Here is a 17,422-nt window from a genome sequence, read left to right as displayed (position 1 = left end):
CGGTGGGAGCTGGCTTGCCCCGCGATGGATTATCAGGCCAGCTCGCGCGACTCGCGCACCATGTCCACGTGCGGAATGCCCGCCTCAAGGAACTCTTCGCTGACCACCTTGAAGCCAAGGCGTTCGTAGAACGGTGTGGCCTGCACCTGAGCGCTGAGCATCTGCTGCTTGAGATCACGGTTCTGCGCTTCGACGATAACCGCCTGCATCAGTGCATCGCCGACTTTCAGGCCGCGCCAGTCCTTGAGTACCGAGACCCGGCCAATCTGGCCGTCAGCCAGCAAGCGGGCTGTGCCGATTGCGTACTCGCCTTCCATGGCGAGGAAGTGCACGGCGCTGTTGTCGTCGGCATCCCATTCAAGCTCCGGTGGTACGCACTGCTCGGCGATGAACACGGCTTCGCGGATGCGGCGGATGTCGGCGTTGTCTTTGTGCCAGTCGGCGAGGCGGACGCGGATCTTATTCATTGGCAAACCCCAAGCTTCCTTGTTTGACCAGTTCGCAGATCAAGGTAATGCCTTGGTCGTTTTCAAGCCACTGCTCAAGGTTTTCAATATGCAACGCGTCGGCGGCGCAGATCAGCTTCAGCAGTTCGCGCAGGTCGCCCGGCAACAGGCGGCTCTGGCCGCTGGCGAACAGCAGCAGGTTGTCATCGACTTCCGACCAGGCCAAGCGCGCGCTCGGGTTGCGGATCAAAATCGCACCCTGGGCCAGGCTTTCGATCAGTTCTGCTTCGTCCAGCGGCTCGCCGCTGACCAGTTCCGGGTAGCGTGGCTCGGTCATGAACTGGCCGAACCAGGTCAGCAGCAGGCGTTCGTCGCCCATGTGCTCGGTCAGCAGGTTCTTCAGGCGGCCAAGGGCGTCGTGCTGGATCTGGTGCGGGTCGCTGACCGGCTGGGCGTCGGCGTCGGTGTAGCGCTCTTCGTCAGGCAGGAACTGGCTGAGGAAGTCGGTGAAGTGGGTCAGCACTTCAGCGGCGCTGGGTGCACGGAAGCCCACCGAATAGGTCAGGCAGTCGTCTTCGGCAATGCCGTAGTGGGCCAGGCGCGGCGGCAGGTAGAGCATGTCGCCCGGTTCCAGAGTCCACTCTTCGCTTTGCTCGAATTCAGCCAGGATGCGCAGATCGGCGTGCTCGAGCAGCGGGCTGTCGCTGTCGCACATCTGGCCGATTTTCCAGTTGCGCTTGCCCTGGCCCTGCAGCAGGAATACATCGTAGTTGTCGAAATGCGGACCGACACTGCCACCCGGAGCGGCAAAGCTGATCATCACGTCGTCGATGCGCCAGCTCGGCAGGAAGCGGAAGTGCTCCAGCAGCTCGTGGACTTCGGGTACAAACTGGTCCACTGCCTGCACCAGCAAGGTCCAGTCGCGCTCGGGCAGGGTGCTGAAGGCGTCTTCTTCAAACGGGCCGCGGCGCAGTTCCCATGGGCGCTCGCCGTGCTCGATGACCAGGCGCGATTCGACTTCTTCTTCCAGGGCCAGGCCGGCCAATTCGTCGGCGTCGATCGGGCTTTCGAAGTCAGGGAAGGCCTGGCGTACCAGCAGAGGTTTCTTCTGCCAGTAGTCGCGCATGAATTCGCGGGCAGTGAGCCCGCCCAGAAGCTGCAGAGGAGTATCAGGATTCATGTGTAACCTATTGAAAAAAAGTAATTTTCTTTCGGTAATAAAAACGCCCGGCTGAGCCGGGCGTTTACGCGCAGGGCGCAGATCAGATGCGTTTGGCTTGAGCCGCAGCGTTACCGATGTAGGAGGCTGGGGTCAGCTTTTTCAGTTCTTCTCGCGCTTCGGCCGGCATTTCCAGGCCATCGATGAAGGTCAGCAGCGCTTGCGGGCTGATGCCTTTGCCGCGGGTCAGCTCTTTGAGCTTCTCGTAGGGGTTCTCGATGTTGTAGCGGCGCATGACAGTCTGGATCGGCTCGGCGAGGACTTCCCAGCAGGCGTCCAGGTCTTCGGCGATACGCGCTTCGTTGATTTCCAGCTTGCTGATGCCCTTGAGGCTGGCCTCGTAGGCGATCACGCTGTGAGCGAAACCGACGCCCAGGTTACGCAGCACGGTGGAGTCGGTCAGGTCGCGCTGCCAGCGCGAGACTGGCAGCTTGCTGGCCAGGTGCTGGAACAGTGCGTTGGCGATACCCAGGTTGCCTTCGGAGTTTTCGAAGTCGATCGGGTTGACCTTGTGCGGCATGGTCGACGAACCGATTTCGCCAGCGATGGTGCGCTGCTTGAAGTAACCCAGGGAGATGTAGCCCCAGATATCGCGGTCGAAGTCGATCAGGATGGTGTTGAAGCGGGCGATCGCGTCGAACAGCTCGGCGATGTAGTCGTGCGGCTCGATCTGCGTGGTGTACGGGTTGAATACCAGGCCCAGCTCGTCTTCGATGAAGGCGCGGGCGTTGGCTTCCCAGTCGATCTGCGGGTAGGCCGACAGGTGGGCGTTGTAGTTGCCCACGGCACCGTTGATCTTGCCCAGCAGCGGGACGGCGGCGGCCTGAGCGATCTGGCGCTCCAGACGGTAGACGACGTTGGCCAGCTCTTTACCCAGGGTGGTCGGCGAAGCCGGTTGGCCGTGGGTACGCGACAGCATTGGCACGTCGGCGAAACGGTGGGCCAGCTCACGGATGGCCTGGGCGATCTGGCGCATCAATGGCAACAGCACGGTATCGCGGCCTTCACGCAGCATCAGGGCGTGGGACAGGTTGTTGATGTCTTCACTGGTGCAGGCGAAGTGGATGAATTCACTCACCTTGGCCAGCTCTGGCAGCTTGGCGGCCTGCTCTTTGAGCAGGTACTCGATGGCCTTGACGTCGTGGTTGGTGGTGCGCTCGATTTCTTTCACACGCTCGGCGTGCTCGAGGGCGAACTCATCCGCCAGACCATTGAGCAGGGCGTTGGCTTCGGCGGAAAACGCTGGAACTTCAGCGATTTGCGGATGAGCGGCGAGGCGCTGCAACCAGCGCACCTCGACCAGGGCGCGGAAACGGATCAGGCCGTATTCGCTGAAAATAGGGCGCAGGGCCTGGGTTTTGCCGGCATAACGGCCGTCAACAGGGGAAACCGCAGTGAGCGAGGAAAGCTGCATGGGGTGTTCTCGGACAGTCAGGCTTTGAAGAGGGCGCATATCATACATGAAAAATGCGCCATAGTCGGGTGGCTGACCAATGGTCTGCCAGTAAATCTTTGGCTTTATCGCGGGGCAAGCCCGCTCCCACAGCGATCATTTCTCAACTGTGGGAGCGGGCTTGCCCCGCGATATCTTTGTTAGCCACGCAACATCGGATACAGCTCTTTAAGCAATTTGCGCCGACTGATCACCAGCTGCCAGCGATGCCCGCCCAGCTGCCGCCACAGGCGGGCAGCGCGAATGCCGGCCAGCAGCAGGGCGCGGATCTTCGAGGCGTTGCTCGGCTGCTGCAGGTGGCGCATGTCGCCGTGGACCTGGATGCGCTGGCGCAAGGTGCTCAAGGTGTCCTGATACAGGGCGCCGCTGGAGGCAATGACGTTTTCATGCACCAGGCCGAAATGCTCGGCCTGGGACTGGATCTGGGGTAGCCGGTTGCCGATGACATCAAGCATATCGCCGCGCTTGGCCAGCTGGCGCTCAAGGCCAAGCATCGACAGTGCGTAGCGCAGTGGCTCGCGCTGTAGGCTGCCCGGGTCACGCTCCAGGGCGCTGGCCAGGGCGCGGTAGCCGTCACGCAGGTTGAGGTCGTCGCCACCGAACACTTCCAGGGTGTTTTGCGGGTCGCGTACCAGCAGGCTGCCCAGCATGCAGCCCAGATTGGCCTCGCTGGCCTGGCCGGTACGAGCGATACGGTCCACCAGTACCGCGGCCTGGAACACGCCGCCGAGGGCGATCAACTGCTCTTGAATCGAGCTCATCAGCGTGCGCTCCACGGCTCGGCCGTTTCGATCACGCCGCCGCCCAGGCAGATTTCCCCGTCATAGAACACTACTGACTGACCAGGAGTTACAGCCCGTTGCGGTTCGTCGAACACCGCGCGGTAGCCGCTGGCGGTCAGTTCCAGGGTGCAGTCCTGGTCGCTCTGGCGGTAGCGCACCTTGGCGGTCAGGCGCCGTGGGGTCGACAGGTCGATCGGGTTGACCCAGAAGATCTCCGAAGCGAGCAGGGCGCGGGAGAACAGCCATGGGTGTTCATTGCCCTGACCGACCACCAGCACGTTGCTCTCGAGGTCTTTTTCCAGCACGTACCACGGCTCGTCGCCGGCGTCCTTGAGGCCGCCGATGCCCAGGCCCTGACGCTGGCCGATGGTGTGGTACATCAGGCCGTGATGGCGACCGATGACTTCGCCTTCGGTGGTCTGGATCTCGCCGGGCTGTGCTGGCAGGTATTGCTTGAGGAAGTCGCTGAAGCGGCGTTCACCGATAAAGCAGATGCCGGTGGAGTCTTTCTTTTTCGCTGTGGCCAGGCCATGTTTCTCGGCGATGGCGCGTACTTCGGGCTTTTCCAGCTCGCCTACCGGGAACAGCGTGCGGGCGATTTCCTTGCCGCCGACAGCGTGCAGGAAATAGCTCTGGTCCTTGTTCGGGTCCAGGCCCTTGAGCAGTTCGGTGCGCCCGTCGGTGTCGCGGCGGCGCACGTAGTGGCCGGTGGCGATCAGGTCGGCGCCGAGCATCAGGGCGTAATCGAGGAACGCCTTGAACTTGATTTCGCGGTTGCACAGGATGTCCGGGTTCGGCGTGCGTCCGGCCTTGTACTCGGCCAGGAAGTGCTCGAAGACGTTGTCCCAGTATTCGGCGGCGAAGTTGGCGGTATGCAGCTTGATACCAATGCGGTCGCACACGGCCTGGGCGTCGGCCAGGTCTTCGCGGGCGGTGCAGTATTCGGTGCCGTCGTCCTCTTCCCAGTTCTTCATGAACAGGCCTTCCACCTGGTAGCCCTGCTCCATCAGCAGGAGGGCGGAGACGGAAGAGTCCACGCCGCCGGACATGCCGACAATAACGCGTGTCTTTTCGGGTTCGTAAAGTGCTGGACTGGTCATAGGTACCGGCTGTGTATCTGGAAAAAGACAACGATTCTATCAGGCTGCGGCCTTCAAGGCATCGTCGCTGTCAGTCACGAATCAATGCCAGGCTGTGCAACGGCCCGGCCAGGTAATCGTCGATGCAGCGCGGCACCAGCTCGCTGCGCCAGCGCTCGGGCTGGGCCAGCAACTCGTCGCGGGTCAGCCAGACGGCGCGGACGATGTCGCTGTCCAGGGCGCGCTCGGGGTGATGCTTGAGCGGTCGGGCGGCGAAGCACACGCGCTGGTAGGTGACGCCATTGCTGGGTGCTGTATAGAGGTAGATGCCAACCACGCCGGTCAGTTCGACCTCCCAGGCGGTTTCTTCGAGAGTTTCGCGGCGGGCGGCGTCGAGCAGGCTCTCGTTGGCTTCCAGGTGCCCGGCGGGCTGGTTGTAGACGTGTTTGCCAGCCTTGAATTCTTCGACCATGAGGAAGCGCCCTTGGTCTTCAATGATGGTGGCGACGGTGATGTGGGGTTGCCAGGTCATTCGGATAGCCCTGTGTTGTTTTGGTGAGATCCATCGCGGGGCAAGCCCGCTCCCACAGTGGGAGCGGGCTTGCCCCGCGATAGATTCCGGAAAAGCAAAAGCCCCGGTGCGTGGCCGGGGCTTCTGCTGTTACGTCAAGCGAACCTTACAGGGCGGCAATCGCGCTGTTGAGGGTCTGGCTTGGGCGCATCACTTTGCTGGTCAGCTCGGCATCCGGGTAGTAGTAACCACCGATGTCGGCCGGCTTGCCCTGAACGGCGTTGAGCTCGGCGACGATGGTCGCTTCGTTCTCGGCCAGGGCTTTTGCCAGTGGAGCGAAGCGCGCTTGCAGGGCGGCGTCGTCGCTCTGGGCTGCCAGCGCCTGAGCCCAGTACAGGGTCAGGTAGAAGTGGCTACCACGGTTGTCGATACCGCCGACCTTGCGCGCAGGGGACTTGTTGGTGTCCAGGAACTGGCCGGTGGCCTGGTCCAGGGTCGCCGCCAGTACCTTGGCTTTCGGGTTGGTGTACGCAGTACCCAGGTGCTCCAGGGAAGCGGCCAGGGCCAGGAACTCGCCCAGGGAATCCCAACGCAGGAAGTTCTCTTCGACCAGTTGCTGCACGTGCTTCGGAGCCGAACCGCCGGCGCCGGTTTCGAACAGGCCGCCGTTGTTCATCAGCGGTACGATCGACAGCATCTTGGCGCTGGTGCCCAGTTCCATGATCGGGAACAGGTCGGTCAGGTAGTCGCGCAGTACGTTACCGGTTACCGAGATGGTGTCCTGGCCGGCGCGGATGCGCTGCAGGGAAACCTTCATGGCCTCGACAGGCGACAGGACGCGAATGTCCAGGCCAGCGGTATCGTGGTCTTTCAGGTACTTCTGGACCTTCTCGATCAGCACGCCGTCGTGGGCGCGCTGCGGGTCGAGCCAGAACAGCGCCGGGGTGTTGCTGGCACGAGCGCGGTTGACGGCCAGTTTGACCCAGTCCTGGATCGGCGCGTCTTTGGTCTGGCACATGCGGAAGATGTCGCCGGCTTCGACTTCCTGCGACAGCAGCAGGTTGCCTTTGCCGTCAACCACACGGATGACGCCGTCGGCCTTGGCCTGGAAGGTCTTGTCGTGCGAGCCGTACTCTTCGGCTTTCTGCGCCATCAGGCCAACGTTCGGTACGCTGCCCATGGTGGTCGGATCGAAGGCGCCGTGTTGCTTGCAGTCTTCGATAACGGCCTGGTAGATGGTCGCGTAGCAGCGATCCGGGATCACCGCCTTGGTGTCTTGCAGCTGACCTTCGGTGTTCCACATCTTGCCCGAGTCACGGATCATCGCCGGCATCGAGGCGTCGACGATCACGTCGCTTGGCACGTGCAGGTTGGTGATGCCTTTGTCGGAGTTGACCATGGCCAGCGCCGGACGCACGTCGTAGACGGCTTTGACGTCAGCTTCGATCTGCGCCTGCTGCTCGGCTGGCAGGGCCTTGATACGGGCGTACAGGTCGCCGATACCGTTGTTCAGGTTGAAACCGATCTCTTCCAGTACTGCAGCGTGCTTGTTCAGCGCGTCCTGGTAGTACTCGGCAACGATCTGGCCGAACATGATCGGGTCGGAGACCTTCATCATGGTGGCTTTGAGGTGTACCGACAGCAGTACGCCCTTGGCCTTGGCATCTTCGATTTCGGCGGCGATGAACTTGCGCAGGGCCTTGGTGCTCAATACTGCGCAGTCGATGATCTCGCCGGCTTTGACCGAGGTCTTTTCCTTCAGAACGGTGGTGGTGCCGTTCTTGTCCAGCAGTTCGATGCGCAGGCTGTCATCGGCTTCGATCAGCGCGGCTTTCTCGCTGCCGTAGAAGTCGCCGTGGCTCATGTGTGCTACGTGAGACTTGGAGTCGGCAGCCCAGGCGCCCATTTTGTGCGGGTGTTTGCGGGCGTAGTTCTTGACCGACAGCGGCGCGCGGCGGTCGGAGTTGCCTTCGCGCAGCACCGGGTTCACGGCGCTGCCCTTGATGCGGTCGTAGCGCGCCTTGGCTTCTTTCTCGGCATCGGTAGCGGCGGCTTCAGGGTAGTCAGGAACATTGAAGCCCTTGGCTTGCAGTTCCTTGATCGCGGCTTTGAGCTGCGGAACCGAGGCGCTGATGTTCGGCAGCTTGATGATGTTGGCTTCTGGCGTGGTTGCCAGTTGGCCCAGTTCTGCCAGGTGGTCGGCCACTTGCTTGTCGGCGCCGAGCTGTTCAGGGAAGGCAGAAAGGATGCGGCCGGCCAGAGAGATGTCCCGGGTTTCTACGGCAATGTCGGCGCAAGCGGTGAAAGCTTCGACGATGGGGAGCAGTGAATAGGTGGCGAGGGCAGGGGCTTCGTCGGTGAAGGTATAGATGATCTTGGATCGGGTGGGCATATTCGGGTTAACTCTCTGTTTTGCTGAGCGTGCGCAGAATCTCGAAGTGCGCAGGGTAGGCGCTTCGCTCAGACACATCTATGAGCAGAAGGTCGAGGGTTCTGTGCAGTGATGGTGGATTGCATCAGTCGAGTGTCAAACGGCTGAACTGCGGTAACAGCCCAGTCAGGTCGGGGTTGAATGACGGTTCGCCCCAGTGACCCTTTGGTCACCGGCGGAGTATATCAAATCCTTGCTCGTAATCATCAAGGTCAAGGTGTAACAGCGGCTTTTTTAGACCAAAGATGTAGGCGCAATGGTCCCAATTTGGTGCATTCGCTGCCGTGGTTCCCGTTGCCGTGCATCTGGGGTACGCTCTGGGGATCCAGATGACGTACCACACCAAAAAAAACGGAGTGCAGCATGGGATACCAGAAAATCAAGGTTCCGGCAGTCGGCGACAAAATCAACGTCAATGCGGACCATTCTCTCAATGTTCCTGATAATCCGATCATCCCGTTCATCGAAGGCGACGGCATTGGCGTAGACGTCAGTCCCGTCATGATCAAAGTGGTCGATGCTGCTGTAGAGAAAGCCTATGGGGGCAAGCGCAAGATTTCCTGGATGGAAGTCTACGCCGGTGAAAAAGCCACCCAGGTGTATGACCAGGATACCTGGCTGCCCCAGGAAACCCTGGACGCGGTCAAAGATTACGTCGTCTCCATCAAAGGTCCGCTGACCACTCCGGTCGGTGGAGGTATTCGCTCTCTTAACGTTGCCCTGCGCCAGCAGTTGGACCTGTATGTCTGCCTGCGTCCGGTGGTGTGGTTCCAGGGCGTGCCGAGCCCGGTGAAAAAGCCGGGTGACGTCGACATGGTGATCTTCCGCGAAAACTCCGAAGACATTTATGCCGGTATCGAATGGAAGGCCGGTTCGCCTGAAGCGACCAAGGTCATCAAGTTCCTGAAAGAAGAAATGGGTGTCACCAAGATCCGCTTCGATCAGGATTGCGGTATCGGCATCAAGCCGGTATCCAAGGAAGGCACCCAGCGCCTGGTGCGCAAAGCCCTGCAGTATGTTGTGGACAACGACCGCAAGTCGCTGACCATCGTGCACAAGGGCAACATCATGAAGTTCACCGAAGGTGCCTTCAAGGATTGGGGCTACGAAGTGGCCAAGAACGAATTCGGCGCCGAGCTGCTCGATGGCGGCCCGTGGATGAAGTTCAAGAACCCGAAAACCGGCCGTGAAGTCATCGTCAAGGACGCCATTGCCGATGCCATGCTGCAGCAGATCCTGCTGCGTCCGGCCGAATACGATGTGATTGCCACCCTCAACCTCAACGGCGACTATCTCTCCGATGCCCTGGCGGCGGAGGTCGGTGGTATCGGTATTGCGCCGGGTGCCAACCTGTCCGACACCGTGGCCATGTTCGAAGCCACCCACGGTACCGCACCGAAATACGCCGGCAAGGACCAGGTCAACCCGGGTTCGGTGATTCTTTCGGCCGAGATGATGCTGCGCCACCTGGGCTGGACCGAGGCGGCTGACCTGATCATCAAGGGTACCAACGGTGCCATCGCCGCTAAAACCGTGACTTATGACTTCGAGCGCCTGATGGACGGTGCGACGCTGGTCAGCAGTTCCGGCTTTGGTGATGCGCTGATCAAGCACATGTAAGCGGGTAAAGAAATAAAAAGCCGGCCCGTTCATAGCAACGGGCCGGCTTTTTTATGTGCGTTGGCGGTCAGGCGGTAACGGTAGTGGGTGGCGTGGATGCTGGATCGGTGGTTTCAGCTTTCACGCTGGTGATTTTCACCGCGTGCAATCCCTTGGGCCCCTGGATGATCTCAAAGCTGACGGCTTGTCCGGCCTTCAGGGTCTTATAGCCCTCCATCTCGATAGCCGAGTAGTGGGCGAAGAGGTCCTCGCTTTTCCCCTCTTCATTGATGAAGCCGTAGCCCTTGGCATTGTTGAACCACTTGACTTTACCGCTTGCCATCCTCATATCCCTCTGCAAAGGACTCCATCACTGGAGTATCATCCACTCCATCCGCATATGAACCTGCGAAAATTCTGGTTGACTGCGCGGATCTTTATCGACCACGGTGGGTTCTTATTGGTTGTAACACCGTTTTGCCGATAGTCAAGGTGAGGTGGCGCTGTTGCGCGTCGCCTGTGCGGTCAATCCATAATCCAACCTGTCGAAATGATGAAATTCTTTCCATGCATGCACATAGCCAGATTCGACTAACATTCAATCAGGATCGCCCGCAATCGCATGAGGACGATGGTTCTGGCCTGGCGGTACAGGAGGCCAAACCGGCCCTGCAGGCACCACCGATGTACAAGGTGGTTTTGTTCAACGATGACTACACACCGATGGATTTCGTCGTCGAAGTGCTCGAGGTGTTTTTTAACCTGAATCGCGAGCTGGCGACCAAGGTCATGCTGGCCGTCCATACAGAAGGACGGGCAGTATGCGGATTGTTTACCCGTGACATCGCCGAGACCAAGGCCATGCAGGTCAACCAATACGCAAGGGAAAGCCAGCATCCGCTACTCTGTGAAATCGAGAAGGACGGTTAATCGCCGGCCACTTGGGTATGAGGTGAAGCTATGTTAAACCGCGAGCTCGAAGTCACCCTCAATCTGGCCTTCAAGGAGGCCCGCTCGAAACGTCATGAGTTCATGACCGTCGAGCACCTGCTGCTGGCGCTATTGGATAATGAGGCCGCCGCGACCGTTCTGCGCGCCTGTGGTGCGAACCTCGACAAACTCAAACACGACCTGCAGGAGTTCATCGACTCCACCACGCCGTTGATTCCCGTGCATGACGAGGATCGTGAAACCCAGCCAACCCTGGGCTTCCAGCGTGTGCTGCAGCGTGCAGTCTTTCATGTCCAGAGCTCGGGCAAGCGTGAAGTCACCGGCGCCAATGTGCTGGTAGCGATTTTCAGCGAACAGGAAAGCCAGGCTGTGTTCCTGCTCAAGCAGCAGAGCGTGGCGCGTATCGACGTGGTCAATTACATCGCCCATGGCATCTCCAAGGTGCCGGGCCATGGTGAGCACTCCGAGGGCGAGCAGGACATGCAGGACGAGGATGGTGGCGAGACCTCATCCTCGGGTAATCCCCTGGATGCCTATGCCAGCAACCTCAACGAGCAGGCCCGCCAAGGCCGCATCGATCCGCTGGTCGGTCGCGAGCTTGAAGTCGAGCGCGTGGCGCAGATCCTTGCACGCCGGCGCAAGAACAACCCGTTGCTGGTTGGTGAGGCCGGTGTCGGCAAGACTGCCATTGCCGAGGGCCTGGCCAAACGTATCGTTGATGGCCAGGTGCCAGATCTGCTGGCGCAAAGCGTGGTCTATTCCCTGGATCTGGGCGCTTTGCTGGCCGGCACCAAATACCGCGGTGACTTCGAGAAGCGCTTCAAGGCGCTGCTCAACGAGTTGCGCAAACGGCCGCAGGCAATCCTGTTTATCGACGAAATTCACACCATTATCGGTGCCGGTGCGGCCTCCGGTGGCGTCATGGATGCCTCCAATCTGCTCAAGCCGTTGCTGTCCTCGGGTGATATCCGTTGCATCGGTTCGACCACCTTCCAGGAGTTCCGCGGGATCTTCGAGAAGGATCGCGCCCTGGCGCGGCGCTTCCAGAAGGTCGATGTCAGCGAGCCATCGGTGGAAGACACCGTAGGTATCCTGCGTGGCCTCAAGGGGCGTTTCGAGTCTCATCACAATATCGAGTACAGTGATGAAGCCTTGCGCGCCGCTGCCGAGCTGGCAGCCCGTTACATCAATGATCGACACATGCCCGACAAGGCCATCGATGTGATCGACGAGGCGGGCGCCTATCAGCGTCTGCAGCCGGTGGAGATGCGCGTCAAGCGTATCGATGTGCCGCAAGTTGAGGACATCGTCGCGAAGATCGCGCGGATTCCGCCAAAACACGTCACCAGTTCCGACAAAGAGCTGCTGCGTAATCTTGAGCGTGATCTGAAGCTGACCGTGTTCGGTCAGGACGCGGCAATCGATTCGCTGGCGACTGCGATCAAGCTGTCGCGTGCGGGGCTGAAGTCGCCTGACAAGCCGGTCGGTTCGTTCTTGTTCGCAGGGCCTACCGGTGTCGGTAAAACCGAGGCGGCGCGTCAGCTGGCCAAGGCTCTGGGGGTCGAGCTGGTGCGCTTCGACATGTCCGAGTACATGGAGCGGCATACCGTCTCGCGGTTGATCGGTGCGCCTCCGGGCTATGTCGGTTTTGACCAGGGTGGTTTGCTCACCGAGGCGATCACCAAGCAGCCGCATTGCGTCTTGCTGCTCGATGAAATCGAGAAGGCCCATCCGGAAGTATTCAACCTGCTGCTGCAGGTGATGGACCACGGCACCCTGACCGACAACAACGGGCGCAAGGCGGACTTCCGCAACGTCATCGTGATCATGACCACCAACGCCGGTGCCGAAACTGCTGCGCGAGCCTCGATCGGCTTCACTCAGCAGGATCATTCCTCCGACGCGATGGAAGTGATCAAGAAGAGTTTCACGCCGGAATTCCGCAACCGTCTGGACACCATCATCCAGTTTGGTCGCCTCAGTCACGAGACGATCAAGAGCGTGGTGGACAAGTTCCTCATCGAACTGCAGGCGCAGCTGGAAGACAAGCGTGTTCTGCTGGAAGTGAGCGATGCGGCGCGCAGCTGGCTGGCTGCCGGTGGTTACGATGCGCAGATGGGGGCGCGGCCAATGGCGCGGCTGATCCAGGACAAGATCAAGCGGCCATTGGCCGAAGAGATCCTGTTCGGCGAGCTGGCCGAGCATGGCGGTGTGGTGCACATCGATATTCGCGATGGCGAGCTGGTGTTCGAGTTCGAAACCACGGCTGAGATGGCGTAACGGCTAATCGCCGGCAAGGCCGGCTCCCACAGGTAGGTTGTATGCCCTGCCTGTGGGAGCCGGTCTTGCCGGCGATGCTTTTCGAAGACCAACAAAAACGCCCGGCATATAGCCGGGCGTTTTTGTTGGTGTCGCTTAGCGGGCGCGGTAGGTGATGCGCCCCTTGCTCAGGTCGTAAGGCGTCAGTTCGACGCGGACCTTGTCACCGGTCAGAATACGAATGTAGTTCTTGCGCATTTTTCCGGAGATATGCGCGGTAACGACGTGCCCATTTTCCAACTCCACACGGAACATGGTGTTGGGCAGGGTGTCGACGACAGTGCCTTCCATTTCGAAGCTGTCTTCTTTCGACATGCAGTAAAGCCCTCGGTGTCCAGTTAATGGCCCGGTGCACAACTGCGCCAGGCAAAAAAAGTGGCGTGCATTGTGCCCGAAAACTGGATTTTAAGCCAATGATTTCAGTTCAGGGTTACCCAGCGCTGATTGATCAACAGCTCAATGGGGCGGTACTGGGTTTTGTAGTTCATCTTTTTGCAGTTTTTGATCCAGTAACCGAGGTAGACCGCGTCCAGACCCTGGCGCAGGGCTTCGGTGATCTGCCAGAGGATGGCAAAGCGTCCCAGGCTGCGGCGCTCTTCGTCGGGGTCGTAGAAGGTGTAGACCGCCGACAGGCCGTTGGGTAGCAGGTCGGTGACCGCTACGGCGACCAGGCGGCCGTTGAGGCGGAACTCGTAGAAGCGGGAAAACGGCAGGTCGCGGACCAGGAAGGTGGCAAACTGATCGCGGCTGGGCGGGTACATATCACCGTCAGCATGGCGTTGTTCGATATAGCGCCGGTACAGCTCGAAGTACTCCTCCTTGAATGCTGGGCGCGCGGCGCTGACAGTCAAGTCGGCATTGCGCTTGAGGATGCGCTTCTGTTGGCGGTTGGGCAGAAAGCGCGCAGCCGGAATCCGCGCCGGCACACAGGCGTTGCAGTTCTGGCAATGTGGGCGATACAAGTGGTCGCCGCTGCGCCGGAAACCCATTTCCGACAGGTCTGCGTAGACCTTCACATCCATCGGCTGACTCGGGTCGAGAAACAGCGTGGTGGCCTGTTCGTCTGGCAGGTAGCTGCAGGAATGGGGTTGAGTGGCATAAAACTTCAACCGCGCCAGCTCTGTCATGATCAACCCCTCGGGAGGTGCTTTAGATTTAAGTGTAAGCCAGCTGGAAAAACTCGCTAGCAAACCCAATTGGCGCTGCTGGGTTGGTCCAGGTAGCGTTGCAGGTAGTCGGCGAAGGTCGCCCGGGCAATATCCCGGGCCCCCAGGCTGTGCAAGTGATCGGTCGGCATCTGGCAGTCGATCAGGACAAAGCCGGCCTGCTGCAAGTGTTCGACCAGGGTCACGAAGCCTACTTTGGAAGCGTTGTCGGCGCGGCTGAACATCGATTCACCAAAAAATAGCCGACCCATGGCCAGGCCGTACAGGCCGCCGACCAATTCACCGTCCTGGCGTACCTCCACCGAATGGGCAAAGCCCTGTTGATGCAGTTTGAGGTAGGCCGCCTGCATGCTGTCAGTGATCCAGGTGCCGTCGGCGTAGTCGCGGGGTGCCGCGCAGGCGTTGATGACCGCGGCAAAATCCTGGTCGAAACTGACCTGGTAGTGGCCCTGGCGGATGAATTTGCGCAGCGAGCGTGACACGTGCAGCTCGTCGGGAAACAGCACGGTGCGCGGGTCGGGCGACCACCAGAGGATCGGCTGCCCATCCTGGTACCAGGGGAAGCAGCCGTGGCGGTAGGCTTGCACCAGGCGCTCGGCGCTGAGGTCGCCGCCGGCGGCCAACAGGCCGTTGGGATCGCGCAGGGCTTTATCCAGCGCAGGGAAAGTCAGGGAGTCGCGGCTCAACCAGGTCAGCATCGTCGTTCAATGGCGGAGTAGGGGAGGGCGCCCAGCATCGCTCCATTCCTGAGCCTTCGCAACTTGCATGGGCGTTTGTTGTCACACTTGCATAAAAACACCGCATAAGCCTTTGTCACAAAAGAAAATGCGTGCTCAAATTGCGATATAGGAAATTGGCCCCCGTTTACGCGTGTTTCTGGCGTGCCGCCATGGCGGTATGCGGGCAGTAATGTTAAAAGTAGTGGTTTGTTGACTGTTCACATAGGTCAATCACTGTTGGACGCGCATTGAGCGCAGGAATAGACGCGTTTTGAAGAAATCCACCGCAACATCGAATCCCTTGCCTGTGCCGCAGTGGCGCCAGCAATTGCATTATCGCCTCAAGGAAGGCGCGCTGATTGCCATGGGGGCGCTGTGCCTGTACCTGTGGATGGCGTTGCTGACCTACGACCAGGCCGACCCGGGCTTCAGCCATACCAGCAACGTCGAGCAGGTGCAGAACGCCGCCGGACGTGCGGGTGCCTACTTCGCCGACGTCCTGTTCATGGTGTTGGGCTACTTTGCGTACATCTTCCCGCTGTTGCTGGCGATCAAGACCTGGCAGATCTTCCGCGAGCGTCACCAGCCCTGGCAGTGGAGCGGCTGGCTGTTCTCCTGGCGCCTGATTGGGCTGGTGTTCCTGGTGCTGTCAGGCGCGGCACTGGCGCATATCCACTTCCACTCGGCCGCCAGCCTGCCGGCTTCGGCCGGTGGCGCGCTGGGCGAAAGCCTCGGCGACCTGGCCAAGAATGCCCTGAACGTGCAGGGCAGCACGCTGATGTTCATCGCCTTGTTCCTGTTTGGCCTGACGGTATTCACAGACCTGTCCTGGTTCAAGGTCATGGACGTGACCGGCAAAATTACCCTCGATCTGTTCGAGCTGTTCCAGGGCGCCGCCAACCGCTGGTGGGCGGCGCGCAACGAGCGCAAGCGCCTGGTCGCGCAGCTGCGTGAAGTCGACGATGAGGTCCATGACGTTGTGGCCCCGGTGGTGGCGGATCGCCGTGAGCAGGTCAAGGCCAGGGAACGCATCGTCGAGCGTGAGCAGGCCCCGAGCAAGCCGGTCGCCGAGCGCGTGCAGCCGCCTGCGCCAGTGATCATGCCGGCACCAGCACCGGCACCGGCCAAGGCGCCGGAGTTGAGCAAGCGCGTGCAGAAGGAAAAGCAGGCGCCGCTGTTCGTCGACAGCGCCATCGAAGGCACCTTGCCACCGATTTCGATCCTCGACCCTGCCGAGAAAAAGCAGGTCAATTACTCGCCCGAATCCCTGGCTGGTGTTGGCAACCTGCTGGAAATCAAACTCAAGGAGTTCGGCGTTGAGGTCTCGGTGGACTCCATCCATCCGGGCCCGGTGATCACCCGTTACGAAATCCAGCCGGCTGCTGGCGTCAAGGTCAGCCGTATCGCCAACTTGGCGAAAGACCTCGCCCGTTCCCTGGCGGTCACCAGTGTGCGTGTGGTTGAAGTGATTCCCGGCAAGACCACTGTCGGTATCGAAATTCCCAACGAAGACCGGCAGATCGTGCGCTTCTCCGAAGTGCTGTCGTCGCCGCAATACGATGAAGCCAAATCGCCGGTCACCATGGCCCTGGGGCACGATATCGGCGGCAAGCCGGTGATCACTGACCTGGCCAAGATGCCGCACCTGCTGGTTGCCGGTACCACCGGCTCCGGTAAGTCGGTGGGGGTCAACGCAATGATCCTGTCGATCCTGTTCAAGTCCGGCCCGGAAGACGCCAAGCTGATCATGATCGACCCGAAAATGCTCGAACTGTCGATCTACGAAGGCATTCCGCACCTGCTTTGCCCAGTGGTCACCGACATGAAAGACGCCGCCAACGCCCTGCGCTGGAGCGTGGCCGAGATGGAGCGGCGCTACAAACTGATGGCCGCCATGGGCGTGCGTAACCTCGCGGGCTTCAACCGCAAGGTCAAAGACGCCGAGGAAGCCGGCGAGCCGATCTACGACCCGATGTTCAAGCGCGAAAGCATGGACGACGTGCCGCCGCTGCTGAAAACCCTGCCGACCATCGTCGTGGTGGTCGACGAATTCGCCGACATGATGATGATCGTCGGCAAGAAGGTCGAAGAGCTGATCGCGCGTATCGCCCAGAAGGCCCGTGCTGCCGGTATCCACCTGATTCTCGCGACCCAGCGGCCATCGGTGGACGTGATTACTGGTCTGATCAAGGCCAACATCCCGACCCGTATGGCCTTCCAGGTATCGAGCAAGATCGACTCGCGGACCATCATCGATCAGGGCGGCGCCGAACAGCTGCTCGGCCACGGTGACATGCTTTACATGCCGCCGGGTACCAGCCTGCCGATCCGAGTGCATGGCGCTTTCGTTTCCGATGATGAAGTCCATCGGGTAGTCGAGGCGTGGAAGCTGCGCGGTGCCCCGGACTACAACGAAGACATCCTCAGCGGCGTCGAAGAAGCCGGCAGCGGTTTCGACGGCGGCGGCGGTGGCGGCGACGATGATGCCGAAACCGACGCGCTGTACGATGAAGCCGTGCAATTCGTCCTGGAAAGCCGCCGCGCCTCCATCTCCGCCGTACAGCGCAAGCTGAAGATCGGCTACAACCGCGCCGCGCGGATGATCGAGGCAATGGAAATGGCCGGTGTGGTTACCGCGATGAACACCAACGGCTCGCGCGAAGTGATTGCCCCCGGGCCGTCCCGCGACTGATGAACCTTCCAGCCTGTGGCCAGCGACCGGCCACAGGCCCATCCATACTGCAACG

The 17,422-nt window shown here is 60.5% G+C and carries 15 protein-coding genes; 4 read left to right on the top strand and 11 right to left on the bottom strand.

The window, feature by feature from the left end:
* Positions 1-32: 32 nt before the first annotated feature.
* The 7 genes from NPS47_RS12435 to NPS47_RS12405 all read right to left on the bottom strand — a co-directional run bounded on the left by NPS47_RS12435 (position 33) and on the right by NPS47_RS12405 (position 7,882).
* Complete coding sequence (locus NPS47_RS12435) at positions 33-467, bottom strand: GNAT family N-acetyltransferase (RefSeq protein WP_274295236.1); 435 nt, start codon at positions 465-467, stop codon at positions 33-35.
* Entirely contained in the window at positions 460-1,626 is a 1,167-nt protein-coding gene (locus tag NPS47_RS12430; protein WP_274295235.1) for a cupin domain-containing protein, read from the bottom strand. Before NPS47_RS12430 ends, NPS47_RS12435 begins: the two co-directional genes overlap by 8 nt.
* A gap of 82 nt (positions 1,627-1,708) precedes the next feature.
* A complete protein-coding gene (gene purB / locus NPS47_RS12425) occupies positions 1,709-3,079 on the bottom strand; it encodes an adenylosuccinate lyase (RefSeq protein WP_274295234.1) in 1,371 nt (456 codons plus the stop codon).
* A 179-nt stretch (positions 3,080-3,258) separates the two neighbouring features.
* The gene (gene hflD, locus NPS47_RS12420; protein WP_045188388.1) at positions 3,259-3,879 is read right to left on the bottom strand and encodes a high frequency lysogenization protein HflD; all 621 of its coding nucleotides are present in this window, start codon (positions 3,877-3,879) and stop codon (positions 3,259-3,261) included.
* Entirely contained in the window at positions 3,879-5,000 is a 1,122-nt protein-coding gene (mnmA, locus tag NPS47_RS12415) for a tRNA 2-thiouridine(34) synthase MnmA (RefSeq protein ID WP_274295233.1), read from the bottom strand. Before mnmA ends, hflD begins: the two co-directional genes overlap by 1 nt.
* Positions 5,001-5,070: 70 nt before the next feature.
* A complete protein-coding gene (locus NPS47_RS12410; RefSeq protein WP_274295232.1) occupies positions 5,071-5,511 on the bottom strand; it encodes an NUDIX hydrolase in 441 nt (146 codons plus the stop codon).
* A 145-nt stretch (positions 5,512-5,656) separates the two neighbouring features.
* A complete protein-coding gene (locus NPS47_RS12405) occupies positions 5,657-7,882 on the bottom strand; it encodes an NADP-dependent isocitrate dehydrogenase (RefSeq protein ID WP_274295231.1) in 2,226 nt (741 codons plus the stop codon).
* A 402-nt stretch (positions 7,883-8,284) separates the two neighbouring features.
* Here NPS47_RS12405 and icd point away from each other — a divergent pair, with 402 nt between their 5' ends.
* Positions 8,285-9,541 (top strand): NADP-dependent isocitrate dehydrogenase, encoded by a 1,257-nt coding sequence (icd, locus tag NPS47_RS12400; protein ID WP_274295230.1) that lies wholly within the window; start codon positions 8,285-8,287, stop codon positions 9,539-9,541.
* 67 nt (positions 9,542-9,608) lie between these two features.
* Here icd and cspD read toward each other — a convergent pair whose 3' ends face one another.
* Positions 9,609-9,863: a cold shock domain-containing protein CspD gene (cspD, locus tag NPS47_RS12395; protein WP_274295229.1), complete on the bottom strand. Its 255-nt coding sequence runs from the start codon at positions 9,861-9,863 to the stop codon at positions 9,609-9,611.
* 224 nt (positions 9,864-10,087) lie between these two features.
* On the opposite strand from cspD, the gene clpS reads away from it, so the two are divergent.
* Positions 10,088-10,450, top strand: coding sequence for an ATP-dependent Clp protease adapter ClpS (gene clpS / locus NPS47_RS12390; RefSeq protein ID WP_009400967.1), 363 nt, complete (start codon positions 10,088-10,090; stop codon positions 10,448-10,450).
* 30 nt (positions 10,451-10,480) lie between these two features.
* A complete protein-coding gene (gene clpA, locus NPS47_RS12385) occupies positions 10,481-12,751 on the top strand; it encodes an ATP-dependent Clp protease ATP-binding subunit ClpA (RefSeq protein WP_038612792.1) in 2,271 nt (756 codons plus the stop codon).
* Positions 12,752-12,886: 135 nt separating this feature from the next.
* Here clpA and infA read toward each other — a convergent pair whose 3' ends face one another.
* The 3 genes from infA to aat all read right to left on the bottom strand — a co-directional run bounded on the left by infA (position 12,887) and on the right by aat (position 14,654).
* Positions 12,887-13,105, bottom strand: a complete 219-nt coding sequence (gene infA / locus NPS47_RS12380; RefSeq protein WP_002553999.1) for a translation initiation factor IF-1 — start codon at positions 13,103-13,105, stop codon at positions 12,887-12,889.
* Positions 13,106-13,209: 104 nt separating this feature from the next.
* Positions 13,210-13,917: an arginyltransferase gene (locus NPS47_RS12375; protein WP_274295228.1), complete on the bottom strand. Its 708-nt coding sequence runs from the start codon at positions 13,915-13,917 to the stop codon at positions 13,210-13,212.
* Between the two features lie 56 nt (positions 13,918-13,973).
* Positions 13,974-14,654: a leucyl/phenylalanyl-tRNA--protein transferase gene (gene aat / locus NPS47_RS12370; RefSeq protein ID WP_274295227.1), complete on the bottom strand. Its 681-nt coding sequence runs from the start codon at positions 14,652-14,654 to the stop codon at positions 13,974-13,976.
* Between the two features lie 292 nt (positions 14,655-14,946).
* Between aat and ftsK the strand changes: the two genes are divergently transcribed.
* Positions 14,947-17,367, top strand: a complete 2,421-nt coding sequence (ftsK, locus tag NPS47_RS12365; RefSeq protein ID WP_274295226.1) for a DNA translocase FtsK — start codon at positions 14,947-14,949, stop codon at positions 17,365-17,367.
* Positions 17,368-17,422: the final 55 nt, after the last annotated feature.

The organism is Pseudomonas putida (genome assembly GCF_028682475.1).
In the GTDB taxonomy this organism is placed as follows: domain Bacteria; phylum Pseudomonadota; class Gammaproteobacteria; order Pseudomonadales; family Pseudomonadaceae; genus Aquipseudomonas; species Aquipseudomonas putida_AG.
Note: the sequence above shows the minus strand (reverse complement) of the source record. Positions and strands in the feature narration are given on the sequence as shown.